This is a genomic window from Methylorubrum extorquens, from assembly GCF_024169925.1.
Lineage (GTDB): Bacteria > Pseudomonadota > Alphaproteobacteria > Rhizobiales > Beijerinckiaceae > Methylobacterium > Methylobacterium extorquens_A.
In genome coordinates, this window is sequence record NZ_JALJXF010000001.1 from 3555651 (window position 1) to 3571429 (window position 15779).

The 15779-nt window shown below is 67.4% G+C and carries 15 protein-coding genes and 1 tRNA gene; 8 read left to right on the forward strand and 8 right to left on the reverse strand.

What is annotated here, in order from left to right:
• Nucleotides 1-13: 13 nt before the first annotated feature.
• The 5 genes from J2W78_RS16795 to J2W78_RS16815 form a co-directional block, all read right to left on the reverse strand.
• On the reverse strand, nt 14-760 hold the full coding sequence (locus J2W78_RS16795) for a CpaD family pilus assembly protein (RefSeq protein ID WP_253372319.1): 747 nt from the start codon (nt 758-760) through the stop codon (nt 14-16).
• Between the two features lie 25 nt (nt 761-785).
• The gene (locus J2W78_RS16800) at nt 786-2294 is read right to left on the reverse strand and encodes a type II and III secretion system protein family protein (RefSeq protein WP_253372321.1); all 1509 of its coding nucleotides are present in this window, start codon (nt 2292-2294) and stop codon (nt 786-788) included.
• 11 nt (nt 2295-2305) lie between these two features.
• The gene (gene cpaB / locus J2W78_RS16805; protein WP_253372323.1) at nt 2306-3091 is read right to left on the reverse strand and encodes a Flp pilus assembly protein CpaB; all 786 of its coding nucleotides are present in this window, start codon (nt 3089-3091) and stop codon (nt 2306-2308) included.
• 193 nt (nt 3092-3284) lie between these two features.
• A complete protein-coding gene (locus tag J2W78_RS16810) occupies nt 3285-3794 on the reverse strand; it encodes an A24 family peptidase (RefSeq protein WP_253372325.1) in 510 nt (169 codons plus the stop codon).
• Between the two features lie 140 nt (nt 3795-3934).
• On the reverse strand, nt 3935-4141 hold the full coding sequence (locus J2W78_RS16815) for a Flp family type IVb pilin (RefSeq protein ID WP_200943148.1): 207 nt from the start codon (nt 4139-4141) through the stop codon (nt 3935-3937).
• Between the two features lie 351 nt (nt 4142-4492).
• Between J2W78_RS16815 and J2W78_RS16820 the strand changes: the two genes are divergently transcribed.
• From J2W78_RS16820 to nfi, 5 genes are all read left to right on the forward strand, one after another.
• Nucleotides 4493-4975, forward strand: coding sequence for a pilus assembly protein N-terminal domain-containing protein (locus tag J2W78_RS16820; RefSeq protein WP_253372327.1), 483 nt, complete (start codon nt 4493-4495; stop codon nt 4973-4975).
• A 170-nt stretch (nt 4976-5145) separates the two neighbouring features.
• Nucleotides 5146-5832 (forward strand): 50S ribosomal protein L25/general stress protein Ctc, encoded by a 687-nt coding sequence (locus J2W78_RS16825; RefSeq protein WP_253372329.1) that lies wholly within the window; start codon nt 5146-5148, stop codon nt 5830-5832.
• Between the two features lie 103 nt (nt 5833-5935).
• Entirely contained in the window at nt 5936-6568 is a 633-nt protein-coding gene (gene pth, locus J2W78_RS16830; RefSeq protein WP_253372331.1) for an aminoacyl-tRNA hydrolase, read from the forward strand.
• 79 nt (nt 6569-6647) lie between these two features.
• Nucleotides 6648-7745 carry a redox-regulated ATPase YchF gene (gene ychF, locus J2W78_RS16835; protein ID WP_253372333.1) on the forward strand — a complete coding sequence of 366 codons (1098 nt, stop codon included), beginning with the start codon at nt 6648-6650 and terminating at the stop codon, nt 7743-7745.
• 13 nt (nt 7746-7758) lie between these two features.
• Nucleotides 7759-8421, forward strand: coding sequence for a deoxyribonuclease V (gene nfi, locus J2W78_RS16840; RefSeq protein ID WP_253372335.1), 663 nt, complete (start codon nt 7759-7761; stop codon nt 8419-8421).
• Nucleotides 8422-8439: 18 nt separating this feature from the next.
• Here nfi and polA read toward each other — a convergent pair whose 3' ends face one another.
• Nucleotides 8440-11583 (reverse strand): DNA polymerase I, encoded by a 3144-nt coding sequence (polA, locus tag J2W78_RS16845; RefSeq protein WP_253372337.1) that lies wholly within the window; start codon nt 11581-11583, stop codon nt 8440-8442.
• A 501-nt stretch (nt 11584-12084) separates the two neighbouring features.
• Here polA and J2W78_RS16850 point away from each other — a divergent pair.
• Both J2W78_RS16850 and J2W78_RS16855 read left to right on the forward strand, forming a co-directional pair.
• A complete protein-coding gene (locus tag J2W78_RS16850) occupies nt 12085-12510 on the forward strand; it encodes a hypothetical protein (protein WP_253372339.1) in 426 nt (141 codons plus the stop codon).
• A gap of 156 nt (nt 12511-12666) precedes the next feature.
• Nucleotides 12667-13185, forward strand: coding sequence for a cupin domain-containing protein (locus J2W78_RS16855; protein WP_253372341.1), 519 nt, complete (start codon nt 12667-12669; stop codon nt 13183-13185).
• A gap of 17 nt (nt 13186-13202) precedes the next feature.
• On the opposite strand, the gene J2W78_RS16860 is transcribed toward J2W78_RS16855, so the two are convergent.
• Complete coding sequence (locus J2W78_RS16860; protein ID WP_253372343.1) at nt 13203-14396, reverse strand: YihY/virulence factor BrkB family protein; 1194 nt, start codon at nt 14394-14396, stop codon at nt 13203-13205.
• 247 nt (nt 14397-14643) lie between these two features.
• Here J2W78_RS16860 and J2W78_RS16865 point away from each other — a divergent pair, with 247 nt between their 5' ends.
• Complete coding sequence (locus J2W78_RS16865; protein WP_253372345.1) at nt 14644-15345, forward strand: hypothetical protein; 702 nt, start codon at nt 14644-14646, stop codon at nt 15343-15345.
• Nucleotides 15346-15606: 261 nt separating this feature from the next.
• On the opposite strand, the gene J2W78_RS16870 is transcribed toward J2W78_RS16865, so the two are convergent.
• A tRNA-Ala gene (locus J2W78_RS16870) sits at nt 15607-15682 on the reverse strand.
• Nucleotides 15683-15779 lie beyond the last annotated feature (97 nt).

Below are 15779 nucleotides of genomic sequence, written 5' to 3' on the forward strand. Positions count from 1 at the left end.
GCGGCCGGGCAGGCTACTGGCTCTTCACTTCGCTGCTGACATTCGTCTGCCCATCCTGACGCCATTGCGTTGACGGATCCTTGCCCTCGCGGAGCTGGCCGAGATCCTTGGTGCGCAGGACCGTATCGATACGACCCTCGGGCCGGCCGCGTACGAGGTCGATCGGATCGGCGACCTGGGCGGCGACGTTGGACTGCATCGCGCAGCCGAGATTCCATGTCGGCTCGTTCGACCAGTTGGCGCGCAGGTCGCTGGCGCCGAGGTCGCGCGGCCAGAGTCCGCACTTGTCGGCGACCTTGGCCTGCATCCGCTGGAAGCTCAGGCGCAGGGGCGAGGCCAATGTGGGGTTGGCGATCGGGTAGGCGGCCACCCGCACGCCGCCGGCCGGCACGCCCATCTCCGCCGCGAGGCGCCGGATCGATGCGCCGGTGCGCTCGACGGGCCCGGCCAAAGCCGGAGATACGCCGCGCGGCAGCTCGACGAGGAGAATGCCGCGGCCGTAGCGCCGGTACTCGACGAGGAAGGCCTCGATGTCGGCGCGCTGGCGCGGATCGATATGGCCGATTCCGGTGGGAAACACATCAAGGCTGCGGTCGGCATCGGCGAGCACGATCGGGTGGCGGGTGCGCACGTCGATCGGGTAGGTCGAGCCGGTGGTGGTGACCCGGTCCGCGCGGCAGGCACCGAGACCGGCGGACAGAAGCACGGCGGCGGCCACCGGCCAGACGCGGGAGACGGGGGTGCGGACGGGGGAGGACATCGTGATTCGATCCTGATGGACGGGGTCAGTCGGCGATGAAGCCGACCCGGCCGCGATAGGCCGGCCCGAGGGTGCCGCCGCCGACCGTGCCGTAGATCTTGTTCAGACGTCCGAGCAGCACCGCCTGCCCGTCCGGCGCGTCAACGAAGCCATCGTCCGGCCGCTGCACCTGCCGCGCCTCCATCGGCTGCGCGATGTAGGGGGTGACCATGATCATCAGCTCGGTCTCGTCGCGCTGGTAGTCGCGGGAGCGGAACAGGGCACCGAGGATCGGCAGGTTCATCAGCCCGGGCAGGCCGGAGATCGCCGCCCGGTTCTTCTGCTGGATCAGGCCGGCGGTCATCATGGTCGCGCCGGAGGCGAGCTCGACGGTGGTCTCGGAGCTGCGCTTCGTCGTGCCCGGCACGGGTGTCGGACGGTCGTTGAGGTAGTAGGTGAAGCTGTTCTGGGGATCGAGATCGACGACGTCGGTGGCGATCCGGACCGAAATGCGGTTCTCGGCCATGACGACGGGGGTGAACGCCAGGCTCACGCCGTAGGGTTTGTATGTCAGCGCGACGACGCAACCCTGACTGACCGACGTGCCGATCGAGACGGTCGAGGCGGCCGAGCAGCTTAGCGGCACCGGAATCTCGCCGCCCGCCGTGAATTTCGCCGACTCACCGGAAATCGCGGTCAGCGTCGGCTCGGCCAGGATGCGGGACACGCCGGCCTGCTCGAAGGCGCGCAAGGTGGCCTTGAAGGAAAACCCGCCCGTCTGGACGGATGCCGTCAGAGCATTGGCATCCGGACTCCGTGACCCGGTCAACGGAAAGCCCGTGTTGTTCGTGAGGACGTTTCCGCCCATCGGGTTCAACGCCGACCAATTGCCGCTGGTGCTGATACCGAACTGCTTCAGGACTGTGCGTGCCACCTCGACCACGGTGACGCGGATCATCACCTGATCCTTGTTGCGGATCGTCAGGTTGTTGATGACGGCGCCGCGGGTCGCGACACCGCCGCCGGCCGCGAGGCCGACGAAGGCGTTGGCGATGTCGAGCGCCTGCTGCGCCTCCGAGGCCGAGTTCACGCTGCCTGAGAGGACTAGCGAATCCCCGACCGCCTTCACGTCGAACCGGCCGCCGGGCAGGCTCTGCTGCAGCGACTGCCGCAGGACGTTGATGTCGCGGGCGATGGTGACGTCGAGCGCTGCGATCTGGCGTCCTTCGCCATCCATCACGAAGATCGAGGTCGCGCCGTTGTCGATGCCGATCAGGAAGAGCTTGCGGCTGGAACGGACGACCGCGTTCGCGACCGCCGGGTTGGCCACGAACACCTCCTTGGCGTCGCGCGGCAGATCGACGATGAGCGAGCGGCCCTTGCTCAACTCGACCCGCCGGGACACGGCCGCCTCGTTGGGTCCGATCGTCAGGACGGGAGAAGCGCCGGCAGGGCTGGCCTGCGCCGGGACCGGGCCGAGCAGGACGGCCGGGGCAAGACAAGCGCCGGCGAGCAGGAGACGGGCAAGTCCGCGAAAGCGAGGGGCGGTCGTCATCGGTCCTGTCCTCACCGGCGCTGCTGCTTGGCGACGCCGAATCGCACCACGGTCATGGGTCCCTCGGGCGGCATGTCGGCCTCCTGCGAGAGGGAAGCGGTTCGGGCGGAATCCTGGATGCTGCGCAGCACGAGGGAGAGCTGCCCGACCTTCTGAGCCAGCGTCACGGTCTCGGCTTGTGCCGGGGTGAGGGCCAGGGTGGCGGTCTCCGCCGTCACGACGTTGGCGCCGTTCTTTTCCTGCACGATCTGGCCGACGGCGAGCACGCGCACGTCGGTCAGCAGCGTCTCGGCGAACTGCTCGCTGCCCTCGTTGCTGGTCTTGATGACGTCGACATGATCGTTCGGCAGGATGAAGCCGCCCGCCGAACTCGATCCGCGGGTATCCGTGGTGATCGCCACGGCCCGCATGCCGGGCGGCAGGATGGCCGACATGAAGCCGCTGCCGGCCTTGACGAGACGTTCGGGCCGGATCGGCTCGTTGGCCGAGAAGCCGGTGCGGATGATCGCACCGACCGAGTCCTCGAGTCCCTTGGGCGCCGCGCGGCGCTCGATCAGGCCCGGCGAGATCGCCTGTTCCGGCCAGGGCAACCAGCGCAGATCCTCGGGCTTGAGGGTCTGGCCCATGGGCAGTTCGGCGGCGGCGACGAGGACTTCGCTCATCGGGACCGGCACGACGGGCTCGGCTTTCGCGACGGGCGCAGGCTCCGGCGCCTTCTCCTCCCCTTGCATCAAGAAGGCGGCGCCGCAGCCCGCAACGAGTGCGATCCCCAGGACGGCAAGACGGGCTGGTTTCATGGCAGGCGCGGGACCGTGACGACGGCTCCGTCGCCGTCTGGTTCCGAGACTTGCCCGGCATTCGTCAAGTTAGGGTTAACCGATCGTCACAGCGGCCTTCGCAATGGTGTCCCAACCGGCAATCGCTCGAGACCGGGCAAAACACGATGGCCGCCTCGTGGGCGGCATGCTCGATCGGATCCTTCGGCGCCGATCAAGGCAGAGCGAGCCGATCCAATCCGACGGAGTTCGGGAGCACCAGCAGCGCGGCGGCGGCCAATGCGATGCCGTAGGGAACCCCGGTCTTCGTGTCGTGCAGATGAACGGCGAAGGGAAGCTTGAGCGCCAGCTTCGGCAGCGGATACTTGCGGGCCGACACGATCGACAGGGTGAGAGGCGCACCCAGGATCGAGGTCAGGATCAAGTATTCCGGAAGGTTCGCAAGGCCGATCCAGAGCGCCGTGCTCGCCGCGAGCTTGGCGTCGCCGCCTCCAATCCAGCCCCGGGCGAACAAGGCAAAGGTGATTACGAGCGTTAGGGCGCCGGCCGCGAGGTGCCGGGACAGATCGCTCCAATCCATACCGGACACCACTGCGTAGAGTACGAACCCTACAAAAACGAGACCGGTCACGCGATTGGAAATCCGCATCGTCAGCAGATCGCTGGCGGCGGCGTAAGCCATGAGAAATGGGAAGACGACACACAGAAGGAGGTAGGCTGCCATGCTCAACACGGAATGGTTCCTTCCCCACCTGTTCGTCGGTCTAGATACGCATCAGAGCGTCCAACCTACCTTAGGCTTTTGCGGGGCGTGACGAAGTATACTCGTCACGCCCTGAAAGCCCTTGTCGCCTGACCGATCGATCAGTTGGCGGTGCCGAGCTTCGTGGTCTGCGTGTTGAGGCCGGTGCCGAGCGTTGTGAAGGCGGTCGTCAGGTTCGTCTTGAAGCTGGCGAAAATACCGACGATCGCGATACCGATCATAGCAGCAACCATGCCGTATTCGATGGCAGTCGCGCCGGACTCGTCAGAGATGAAGCGCTTGGCGATATTCTTCACGATGATCTCCACTTGATTAGATCCGATGGGCGTCCGTCGGAAGTCTGCAGAAGCCCCGATCGGCGACAGACCGAGTTGTAATCCCGACGCGTTGCATTTGGGTTAAATCGACCTCCTAACCAAGCCACTAGCCGGGTGTTTGCGAGCGGCAGTTAATGATGCGTTTCGACGATCGGTCGAATGGTTCGCTGACGCAGGACGAGGCTCGTCGGCGTTGAACTTCCGGACAAGGTTAGCGCTTCCTTCATCAGTTTCCTGTTCCGTTCACGCGACGAGAGACGCCTCCGCTCCGGATTCGTGCCGCGGACACGGCACAGCCTTCAACGGAGAGCGCTGCCCTACGCGCGATCGGACCGACCCTTCATGCCCCGCCTGCGCCCTCACCGCCTCCCGCTCCGCGCCGGCCCGGCCGCCCTGGTGCTTCTCGCGCTCACCGCGCCCGTCCGCGCGAACGAGCCGGTGCCGCAGGGCACCGTCTCGGTGCAGGTCGACAACGCGAAGGTGATCCGCCTGCCGGAGAAGACCCAGACCGTCGTGGTGGGCAACCCGATGATCGCCGACATCACGCTGCAGAAGAACGGCGTCGTAGTGCTGACGGGCAAGAGCTTCGGCACCACCAACCTGATCGCCCTCGACGGCAAGGGGGCGATGCTCGCCGAATCGACCATCAGCGTGCAGGCGCCGCAGGCCTCGATCATCACCGTGCAGCGCGGCCTGGATCGGGAATCCTATTCTTGCACCCCGGACTGCCAGCCCTCGGTGCAGCTCGGCGACGCCACCAAGTACTTCGACGACACCAGCAAGCAGGCCGAAGCCCGTCGCGGCATGGCGACCGCGAACCGGTAGCACGCCCATCGTCCGGTCCGGCGTTGCCACCGGGCCCCATTGCGTGTATGGCCCGCCCGCGCCCTTGAGACACCCTTGGAGGCACGGGCGCGTTGGGGAACGGTCGGGCCGTCCGCTTCGGGCGGCCTTTGTCGTTGGCCCGGCTCCATATCTTACAAAAGGATCACGCCATGAGCGCCACCAAGACGCTTGAGGCCGTGGCACGCGACCGGGTCGGCAAGGGGGCCGCCCGGGCCGTTCGTCGCCAGGGCCAGATTCCCGCCGTCATCTACGGCGGAAACCAGGCCCCGCAGGCCATCGCCATCGACCTCATCCGCGCCCGCACCCTGATCTACGCCGGCGGCTTCAAGACCACCGTGTTCGAGATCGATGCCGGCGGCAAGAAGACCCGCGCGATCCCGCGCGACTACCAGCTCGATCCGGTGAGCGGCGTGCCGCTGCACGTCGATTTCCTGCGCGTCGTCTCCGGCCAGACCGTCACGGTCGACGTTCCCGTTCACTTCGTGAACGAGGATCAGGCCCCCGGCATCAAGCAGAAGGGCGGCACCCTCAACGTCGCGCTGCACACGGTCGCCCTCGACGTGGCGCCCGACCAGATCCCGGATGCGATCGAGGTCGACCTGACCGGCCGCGAGATCGGCGACGTGATCCACGCCTCCGACCTGCGCCTGCCGGCCGGCACCTACACGGGTGAGCCGACCGACACGGTCGCCAACCTGCTGCCGCCGACCGTGCTCGGCGCCGAGGTCGAGGCCGAGGAAGCCGCGATCGCCGAGGCGCAGTCCGCCGAGGCGGCCGAGGAGAAGGCGGAAGCCGAGGCCGAGGCCACCAGCGAGAAGAACGAGACCGAGGAGTAAGCCGCAGCGGGCGCCGCGGGCGCCCGCACCTTGCGCATCCATCGATGCCCCGGCCGCCCGGCCGGGGCATTTCCATTTGTCGGAGCATGGATCGGGAGCGCACATGCGGCTCATCGTCGGATTGGGAAATCCCGGCTCGCGCTACGCGCGCAACCGCCACAACATCGGCTTCATGGCCGTGGACGAGATCGCCCGCGTCCACCGGGCGGCCCCGTTCCGCCGCCGTTTCCAGGGCGAGGCCGCCGAGGTGGTGCTCGGCACCGAGCGCGCCATCCTGCTCAAGCCCCAGACCTTCATGAACGAATCCGGCCGCTCGGTCGGCGAGGCGCAACGCTTCTTCAAGATCCCGCTCGTCGACGTGATCGTGCTGCACGACGAACTCGACCTCGCGCCGGCCAAGCTGCGGGTAAAGCTCGGCGGCGGCAATGCCGGGCATAACGGCCTGCGCTCGATCACGGCGCTGTGCGGCAACGAGTACCGCCGCGTCCGCCTCGGCATCGGCCATCCCGGTGACAAGGCGCTGGTGCACGCCTACGTCCTCAACGACTTCGCCAAGTCGGAGGAGCCCTGGGTCGAGGATCTCTGCCGCGCCACCGCCGACCACGCAGCCCTGCTCGCGGCGGGCGAGGATGCGAGCTTCCAGAACAAGGTGCACCTCGCCATGGCCGGCCGCGGCTGGGAGACGGTGAAGACGCCTGTCGAGGCCGGCAAGGCGAAAGCGCGCGACGCGAATTGACACGAAGCCGCCGGACCCCGATGCAGCGGGCTTCCGGGCGCGGCTCCCGACCGATCACAACGGACCTCTAGGACCAGCCATGGGCTTCAAATGCGGCATCGTCGGCCTGCCGAACGTCGGCAAGTCGACCCTCTTCAACGCGCTCACGCAGACGGCCGCGGCCCAGGCCGCGAATTACCCGTTCTGCACCATCGAGCCGAATGTCGGCGAGGTCGCGGTGCCCGATCCGCGCCTCGATGACCTCGCCCGGATCGCCTCCTCGAAGGAGATCATCCCGACGCGGCTGACCTTCGTCGACATCGCCGGCCTCGTGCGCGGCGCGTCGAAGGGCGAGGGCCTCGGCAACCAGTTCCTCGCCAACATCCGCGAGGTCGATGCCATCGCCCACGTGGTACGCTGCTTCGAGGATGGCGACGTCACCCACGTCGAGGGCAAGGTCGATCCGATCGCCGACATCGAGACCATCGAGACCGAGCTGATGCTGGCCGATCTCGACAGCCTTGAGAAACGCGTCGTCGCCCTTGAGAAGCGCGCCAAGGGCGCCGACAAGGAGGCCAAGGAGTTCCTCGACCTCGTCAACCGCGCCCTGCCGCTGCTGCGCGAGGGGAAGCCGGCCCGGCTCGTGGAGCGCAAGCCCGAGGAGGAGCGGCTGTTCCAGCAGCTCGGCCTGATGACGGCAAAGCCCGTACTCTACGTCTGCAACGTGGACGAAGGCGACGCCGACAAGGGCAACGACAAGTCTCAGGCCGTGTTCGACCGGGCCAAGGCGGAGGGCGCGGTCGCCGTCGTCGTCTCGGCCAAGATCGAGAGCGAGATCGCGGTGATGCCGGAAGCCGACCAGGCCGAGTTCCTGGAGGCAGTCGGGCTGACCGAGCCCGGTCTGAACCGGGTGATCCGCGCCGGCTACGATCTGCTCGGCCTCGTGACCTACTTCACGGTCGGCCCGAAGGAGGCCCGCGCCTGGACGATCACCAAGGGGACGCGTGCCCCGGCGGCGGCCGGCGTGATCCACACCGACTTCGAGAAGGGCTTCATCCGCGCCGAGACCATCGCCTTCAAGGACTACACCGCGCTGAACGGCGAGTCCGGCGCGCGCGATGCCGGCAAGCTGCGGCTGGAGGGCAAGGAATACGTGGTGCAGGACGGCGACGTGCTGCATTTCCGCTTCGCCAACTGACGGGGCCCGCGGCATGGAGCTTCACCCGCGCCATGCCTGGGACCTGACGCCGACCGAGGCCGTCGCGCTCCAGCGCCGGCTCCGCAGCGAGATCGTGGCCGACCGAGCCATCGATCTCGGCGCGGTGCGGCTGGTGGCCGGCGTCGATGTCAGCGTGAAGAACGAGCGCTCCCGCGCCGCCATCGTCGTCGTGACCTTTCCGGGCTTTCTTCTCGTCGAGAGCGCCTTCGCCGAGCGGCCCACGCCGTTCCCCTACATCCCCGGCCTGCTGAGCTTTCGCGAGGGACCGGTTCTGGAAGAGGCGTTCGGGCGCCTGCGCGCGGAGCCCGACGTCTTCCTGTTCGACGGCATGGGCATCGCCCATCCGCGTCGCATCGGCATCGCCAGCCATATGGGCCTGTGGCTGGAGCGCCCGACCATCGGCGTCGGCAAGACGCGGCTCGTCGGTACCAACGCTGCCCTGCCCGAGGTGAAGGGCGCGCACGTCCCCCTGATCGACCGGGGTGAGACCATCGGCGCCCTGGTCCGCACGCGCACCGCCACGCTCCCGCTGTTCATCTCGCCCGGGCACCGCGCCGACATCCCGAGTGCGGTCGAACTGGTGCTGGCCTGCTCGCCGAAATACCGCCTGCCGGAGCCGATCCGCCTCGCGCACAAGGCGGCCGGCGATTTCTGAAGTCGGGACCGAAAGAGGTCAGTGCGCCTCTTCCCAGTTCCCCGCCGCCCGCGCCTCGACCACCAGCGGCACCCTCAGCGTCAAGGCCGGCGCGGGCGCCTCCTCCATCACTCCGGCGATCACGGGGATCGTCGCCTCCACCTCGTCGTCGGGCACCTCGAACACCAGTTCGTCGTGCACCTGCAGCAGCATCCGCGCGGTGAGCCGCTTGGCCTCCAGCGCCCCCTCCATCCGCGTCATGGCGCGGCGGATGATGTCGGCGGCGGTGCCCTGGATCGGGGCGTTGATGGCTTGGCGCTCGACGCTCGCCCGCTCGGACGGGTTGTTGGAGCGGATCTGCGGATAGTGGCAGACGCGGCCGAACAGGGTCGTCACGTAGCCCTTCTCGCGGCACGAGCGCTTGGTGGTGTCGATGTAGTCGCGGATGCCGGGAAAGCGCTCGAAATACTGCTTGATGAAGACCGAGGCCTCTTCGCGGCCGATGCCGAGGCGGTCGGCGAGGCCGAAGGCCGAGATACCGTAGATGATGCCGAAATTGATGGTCTTGGCCCGCCGCCGCAGGTCGCCGGTCATCTGGTCGAGGGAGACGCCGAACATGGCAGACGCCGTGGCCGCGTGGATGTCGATCCCCTGCTCGAACGCTTCGCGCAGTTGCGGGATGTCGGCGATGTGGGCGAGCAGGCGCAGCTCGATCTGGCTGTAATCGGCCGAGATCAGCTTCTTGCCCTCGGGCGCGACGAAGGCGCGGCGGATCCGCTTTCCCTCCTCCGTGCGGACAGGGATGTTCTGAAGGTTCGGATCGGAGGAGGAGAGCCGGCCCGTCGTCGTGGCCGCGAGCGAGAACGAGGTGTGGACCCGGTTGGTCCCCCGGTCGGCGTGCTGCTGCAGCGAGTCGGTATAGGTCGATTTCAGCTTGGAGAGCTGGCGCCAGTTGAGGATCTTCTTCGGCAGATCGTGGCCGGCCTGGGCCAGCTCTTCGAGGAGCGTGGCGGGCGTGGCCCACTGGCCGGACGGCGTCTTCTTCGCGCCGGGCAGGCCCATCTTGCCGAACAGCACGTCGCCGATCTGCTTGGGCGAGGAGACCTGAAATCGCTCGCCCGCGTCGTCCTGGATCTCTTCCTCCAGCCGCGCCAGGATCTGCGAGAAGTCGCCCGAGAGTCGGCTCAGCATGTTGCGGTCGATGGCGATGCCGGCCCGCTCCATCCGGGCCAGGACCGGCACCAGCGGACGCTCCAGCGTCTCGTAGACGGTCACCCGGTGCTCGGCGACGAGGCGCGGCTTCATCATCCGCCACAGGCGCAAGGTGACGTCGGCGTCCTCCGCCGCGTAGGCCGTCGCCTTGTCGATCGCCACGCGGTCGAAGGTGACCTTGTTGCGGCCGGTGCCAGCCACATCCGCGAAGGTGATCGGCTGGTGACCGAGATGGCGGCGGGCGAGTTCGTCCATGCCGTGCCCGCCCTTGCCGGCATCGAGCACGTAGGAGATCAGCATCGTGTCGTCGAAGGGCGCCACGTCGATGCCGTAGCGGTGGAGCACCGAGAGGTCGTATTTTAGGTTCTGGCCGACCTTGAGCGTTCCGGCATCCTCCAGGAGCGGTTTCAGCAGCTTGAGGGCGGTGTCGAAATCGATCTGGCCGGGCTGCTTGTCGGAGGCATCCGCCCCTGCCCCGCTCTCGCCGAACAGGTCGCCGCCCTTCACCTCGGGCTTGACGTGGGCGAGCGGGATGTAGGCCGCCCGCCCCGGCGCGGTGGCGAGCGAGACGCCGACGAGCCCGGCCTTGGCCGCGTCGAGCGCGTCGGTCTCGGTATCGACCGCGATCACGCCCGCCTCGTAGCTCTCGGCGATCCAGGCTTCGAGTTGCTCCACGGTGGAGATCGTCTCGTAGGCAGCCGTATCGAACGGCTTGACCGACTCCGCCGCGCGGGCGCCAACCAGGGTCGCGGGCGTCGGCTCGTTAGCGCCGCGCTTCTTCGCCGGAGCCTGATCCGGCAGATCGAGATCGGCGAAGGGATCGGCCTCGCCCGCCTCGGGCGGGGCTTCCCCATCCATCCGCTCGGGTGCGGCGGCGGTCTCGGGATCGACCGGCACGTCGTCGCCGAAGAACGGCACGGCATCACTGCCGCCGGCCGCGTTGGTGTAGGCGTGGGGCTGTGCCCCCGGCAGCAGCGCCGGATCGGGCTTGACCGCTTCCGGGTCGACATGGAGCATCTGCGCGATGCGCCGCGTCAGGGTGTTGAACTCCATCGCCTTCAGGAAGCCGACGAGCTTTTGCGGATCGGGCTGCGGCACGCCAAGTTCGTCGAGCGGCACCGGCACCGGCACGCTCTCTTCCAGCGCCACGAGGCGGCGCGAGAGCTTGGCCTGATCGATGTTGGCGAGCAGCATCTCCCGGCGCTTGGGCTGCTTGATCTCGCTGGCCCGCTCCAGAAGTTCGGCGAGGCTGCCGTACTCCTTGATGAGCGCGGCCGCGGTCTTCAGGCCGATGCCCGGCACGCCCGGCACGTTGTCGGAGGTGTCGCCGATCAGCGCCAGCGCGTCGCCGATCTGCTCCGGCGCGAGACCTTCCCACTTGGCGATGATCGCCTCGCGGTCGAGGTTGCGCTCGGGGCGGTAGCCGGGCTTGCCCTTGGCGCCCGACTCGAAATCGTAGAACCGGATCTTGTCCGAGACGAGCTGCATCAGGTCCTTGTCGGAGGACACGATGATGACCTCGGCGCCGCGCGCCTCAGCCTGCCGGGCGTAGGTCGCGATCAGGTCGTCGGCCTCGTAGCGTATCAGCTCGACCGCATGCAGCCCGAAGGCGCGCACCGCATCGCGCATCAGCGGCATCTGGCGCTTGAGGTCGTCCGGCGCGTCGGGGCGGTGGCCCTTGTAGTCGGGGAACAGCTCCTTGCGGAACGAGCCCTCGGACTTGTCGAAGACGATGCCGAGATGGGTTGGTTTCACCCCGGCGGCGCCCTCCTGAAGGAACTGCGCGATCTTGGTGCAGAACAGGCGCACCGCCCCCGTCGGCAAGCCGTCGGAGGGCCGGGTGTTGTACTTCTGGTCCTGATTGATCGACTGGAAGTACGCCCGGAAGATGAAGGACGAGCCATCGACGAGGATCACCCGGTCGTCGGCGCCGACGGGCTTGGCCGGTTGCAGTTGCGTCTCTTCGGTCATCGGTCGAACAGCCATCGGCGAACGGGCCCCCAAGGGCGGGGCCGCCGATCCATAGAGCATTTTCGCCGCTTCAGAACATCGCTCCGTCGCCGGGAAATGCCGCAGGTCCCCGGTTCTCTGGTCCGCGATGGTCGGCATGGCACGGAACAGGTCCCGTTCCTCGCAAGGGCCCCGACGCCGCGCGAAAGGCAGAACGCTCAAAAAACTCCCGATTACCGGGCCTATGTGCGCTCGTGCACCGCACAAAATCGAGCCTAGTCAGCGGAGGCAACGCCCTCAAGATGAATGGGTTTTTTGGCCGCGCGCAATGTCGCGGCACGAAATTTCGGGCGCGAAAGGTAAGTCCGAAATATATCGATGGTGCACTGCGACAAACCCGCTATTGTCACTCAGACAATCGACCCCAAATCCCGTTCATCGAAGACGGCGCAACTAGTCTGATCGAACGATTAGATCAGACGAAGTGGATCGTCGCCCGCATGAACGGATAAAGGATCGATCATGACCAATCGCACCAAGATCACCGCTGCCCTCGCCCTGGCTCTCGGCCTTGCCGCGACCCCGAGCCTCGCCCAGGGGCTCGCTTCCGACAGCGCCAGCTACAACCGGGACGGCAGTCTCAACGTATGGGGCGCGCATATCGACCCGGTGCGTGAGCGTGGCGGCCTCCTCGGCGGCGTGGGCAATGTCGTCGGCGGCGTGACCGGCGCGGCGGGCAACATCGTCGGTGGCACGCTCGGCGCAGCCGGCAACATCGTTGGCGGAACCGTGGATGCGGCCGGCAACGTGGTCGGCGGTGTCGTCGGCGGCACGGCCGATGCGGCGGACAACATCGCCACGGGCTCAGTCCGCAGCCCGGCCGGTTACACGGCCTATGGCGCCCAGCCGGTCGATCGTGTCGGCGCCTACGGTCGCACCGCCTACTGAGGCTGAATCGCTCTTGGAGTACGATGGAATGGCGGGGCGCGAGCCCCGCCGTTCTCTTGTGTGCAAGCCACAGGAAGGGCACGAAAGGGCACGGGGAATGGCTTCCGGCTTCTGGCGGCCGGACCGCCGGGACCGAAAAGCCAGGGGAGAATGAACGTGACGCTTCGATCAGGCTCGGCTGCGATCATCGGGAGCGCCGCGTTCGCCCTCGCTCTTTCCTTCTCCCTCGGCACCGCTCGCGCGGCCGGCGAGGCGCATGGAGACGGACTCGGCGCGGTGACCTTGCCGGATGGCGCTGCCGTGAAATGGGAGAAGGGGCCGCCCAACCTTCCGAAGGGGACCGAGATCAGCGCCCTGGCCGGCGATCCGGCCAAACCCGGCCCCTTCGTACTGCGGATCCGGTTCCCCGCCGACACGGTGATCGCCCCGCACACCCACTCGAAGGCCGAGACGCTGACGATCCTATCGGGCTCGATCCATCACCAGCACGGCGCGACGATCGACCGGGCCAAGGGCGTCGAATTGCGGACCGGCGGCTTCGTGTTCCTACCCGAGAACATGCCGCATGCCCTCTGGACGACCAAGGAACCGGTCGTCCTCCAAGTGAACGGAAGCGGGCCGTTCGGCGTGAACTACCTGAATCCGGCCGACGACCCGAGCCAAGCGAAGAACTGACGGAGAGGGGACGGCCGTCAGGCGGCGGCTCCCACCGTATCCGCCATGCGGGCATCGCGCGTGCCGAGCGGCTGCGGCGCGCCGACCGTCGTGTCCTTGGCGGTCTGGTGCTCGATCTCCGCGTTGAGCTGCGCGCCGAGCAGCACGATCGTGGTCGAGATCCAAATCCAGGTCATGAAGCCGATCGCGGCGCCAAGGGAGCCGTAGGTCTTGTCGTAGCTGCCGAAGTTCGAGACGTACCACGAGAACAGCAGCGAGCCGGCCAGCCATAGGAATCCGGCGACGATGCCGCCCGTCGTCACCCAGCGCCAGCGTGGGGCGTCGCGGCTGGGCCCGTAGCGGTAGAGCACCGCGAGCATCAGGATGACGATCAGGAACAGGACCGGCCAGCGCAGCAGTGCCAGCCACCATGCGTCGCCCGACAGGCCCACAAACTGGATCGCCAGCGGCACCGCGACGATGCCAGCCAGCGCGAGCACGACGAAGAGCAGAGCGCCCGCCGTGAAGGCCAGCGAGACCAGGTTGAGCCTGAAGAAGCCGCGCTGCTCGCGCTCGTTGTAGACGAGGTTGAGCGCATCGAAGACGTGTTTCACGCCGCCATTGGCGCTCCAGACCGAAAGGGCGATGCCGATGAGGGCGGTCAGCCCCAACGTCGTATCACCCTTCTCCGTCACTCGCTTCACCTGCTCGGCGACGATGTCGACGCCCCCCGAGGGAAGGACGCCGCGCAGCGTCTCGATCTGGTGGTTGATGGTCGAAACGTCGGCGATCAGCCCATAGACGGAGACCAGCGCGGCAACGGCCGGGAAGATGGCGAGAAGGACGAAGAAAGTGACGCCCGCCGACACCAGTGTCAGGCGATTCTCGCCAATATCCCGGTAGGTCCGCTTCAGGATGTCCTTCCAGCCTTCGGCCGGCACCTCCGTCGGCGTGTCGGCGGAGCGGCCACGGTTCTGCTCGGTCCGCGCGACCAGATGGGCATCGGCGCCCTCGTGCGAGGGTGACTCCTGACGCGCCGCATCGCCGCCCGACGCGCCGCGCGCGTGATCGCCGGCACGATCCGCATCATGATCAGTAGGCTGAGCAGACCGGCGTGGAAGAGCGACGATGCCGAGGAGCGCCGTCGCCAGCGCCATGGTCCACAAGGTCGGGTAGCGGGGGTTGTCCGCCGCGGCAGCAGCGTCGGGAACGACGCGATCGGTTGTAGGCATCGCGGAATGGGCTCCGTCCAGCGCGCGATCAACGGCTGCGCTATTCGGCAACCGTCTGGCCCGAACTTCGGTTCACAGAGACGTGAGCTGGCCGTCAGCAGCCTTTTCCCGCTGCTGCCGCTGCGTATTCGAACGGCGTACTCATGAAAAATTCACATTCGCGCCAAGTTCTCGCCGGAACCGTTAAGATCGGCTCCGGTTGAAAACGCATCGGTCGAACGCGACCGCCTCGCTTCAGGAGCCGTCGATGCCTTCGACCCTGCGCCGCTCCGGACGACGCCTCGCGCTCGTCCTGGCCTCTTCCGCCCTCATTCTCTCCACTGCTGCTGGCGTTCATGCTCAAGAGGGCGGTCTCGGCGGCCTGTTTCAGCAACTTTTTTCGCCGCAGCGGGCAGCGCCCGCCCCGATGGTCGCTCCTATTCAGGTTTACGGCGGCGGCGAGGTCAACGAGCGTTATCGCTGGCGACGGCATCGCAGCACCGCGGATCGGAGCCGGCCGAAGGTGCGTTACGCGGCCCTGCCGAAGGATGACGGTACTGGGATCAGCGGCAAGCAGCCAGTCGACTCGAAGGCGATCGCGGCCAATCCGACCGCGGCGCTTCTCCGCGACGAGACTCTGCGGCCCGGCGACATCGTCGTCATGCCAGGCGGCCCGAAGGTGTTCATGGGCCACGACGATCGCGGTCGCGGCGCCAAGGCGGCCCGCCACCGGATGAGCGACTTCGAGGATGTGAAGCGCTCGCGCGCGATCAATGCGACGACCCGCCGCCAGTTGATGGCGATGATGCTGCCGCAGGGCGCGATGCCCGCCGAGGAAGCCCGTAAAGCGCTCGCGAAAGCCCGCCGTCTGGCTCCGGAGGAAGCGATCGAACCGCTGACCCGGCAGGCTCGCGCCGAGACCGGCCCGAAACCGACTCGCATCATCAGCCCCTGGCAGATCGCTCAGTAGGATCCACGGGGAACGACGGGACCCGCTCGGGCATCAGGCGGCTGTCACAGGATGATCGAGCCTGATCCGAGAGGGCTCATGCAGAGCAGAACCTTCGAGGCTCGTGCTGCGGACCATGCGCGATGGTAGAGGCTTCGATGGAGTGAGTGATGAAGTCCGTGCCGACGGCACTTCGTCCGAACGACAACTCGAACCATGCGGCGGCGGTCGGCATCATCGCGCGACCCGCCCAGCCTCTATGTCATTCTTGGGAAGATATGATGGTGGAGCCTAACGGGATCGAACCGATGACCTCTTCCATGCCATGGAAGCGCTCTCCCAGCTGAGCTAAGGCCCCATCACTTCTGCCGTGACCGTTTCCGGTCCCTGGCTTCGCCGGCGGCGCTGAGTGCGTCGGCGTTGGGCGGTTCTATACGGGGAGGATTGGCGGGACT

Excerpts from the sequence above, each read along its gene's own strand:
- pth (WP_253372331.1), top strand. The coding sequence starts at position 5,936 with ATGCGGCTCATCGTCGGATTGGGAAATCCCGGCTCGCGCTACGCGCGC.
- J2W78_RS16825 (WP_253372329.1), top strand. The coding sequence starts at position 5,146 with ATGAGCGCCACCAAGACGCTTGAGGCCGTGGCACGCGACCGGGTCGGC.
- cpaB (WP_253372323.1), bottom strand. The coding sequence starts at position 3,091 with ATGAAACCAGCCCGTCTTGCCGTCCTGGGGATCGCACTCGTTGCGGGC.
- ychF (WP_253372333.1), top strand. The coding sequence starts at position 6,648 with ATGGGCTTCAAATGCGGCATCGTCGGCCTGCCGAACGTCGGCAAGTCG.
- J2W78_RS16810 (WP_253372325.1), bottom strand. The coding sequence starts at position 3,794 with ATGGCAGCCTACCTCCTTCTGTGTGTCGTCTTCCCATTTCTCATGGCT.
- J2W78_RS16820 (WP_253372327.1), top strand. The coding sequence starts at position 4,493 with ATGCCCCGCCTGCGCCCTCACCGCCTCCCGCTCCGCGCCGGCCCGGCC.
- J2W78_RS16865 (WP_253372345.1), top strand. The coding sequence starts at position 14,644 with ATGCCTTCGACCCTGCGCCGCTCCGGACGACGCCTCGCGCTCGTCCTG.
- J2W78_RS16800 (WP_253372321.1), bottom strand. The coding sequence starts at position 2,294 with ATGACGACCGCCCCTCGCTTTCGCGGACTTGCCCGTCTCCTGCTCGCC.
- J2W78_RS16860 (WP_253372343.1), bottom strand. The coding sequence starts at position 14,396 with ATGCCTACAACCGATCGCGTCGTTCCCGACGCTGCTGCCGCGGCGGAC.
- polA (WP_253372337.1), bottom strand. The coding sequence starts at position 11,583 with ATGACCGAAGAGACGCAACTGCAACCGGCCAAGCCCGTCGGCGCCGAC.
- J2W78_RS16850 (WP_253372339.1), top strand. The coding sequence starts at position 12,085 with ATGACCAATCGCACCAAGATCACCGCTGCCCTCGCCCTGGCTCTCGGC.
- nfi (WP_253372335.1), top strand. The coding sequence starts at position 7,759 with ATGGAGCTTCACCCGCGCCATGCCTGGGACCTGACGCCGACCGAGGCC.
- J2W78_RS16795 (WP_253372319.1), bottom strand. The coding sequence starts at position 760 with ATGTCCTCCCCCGTCCGCACCCCCGTCTCCCGCGTCTGGCCGGTGGCC.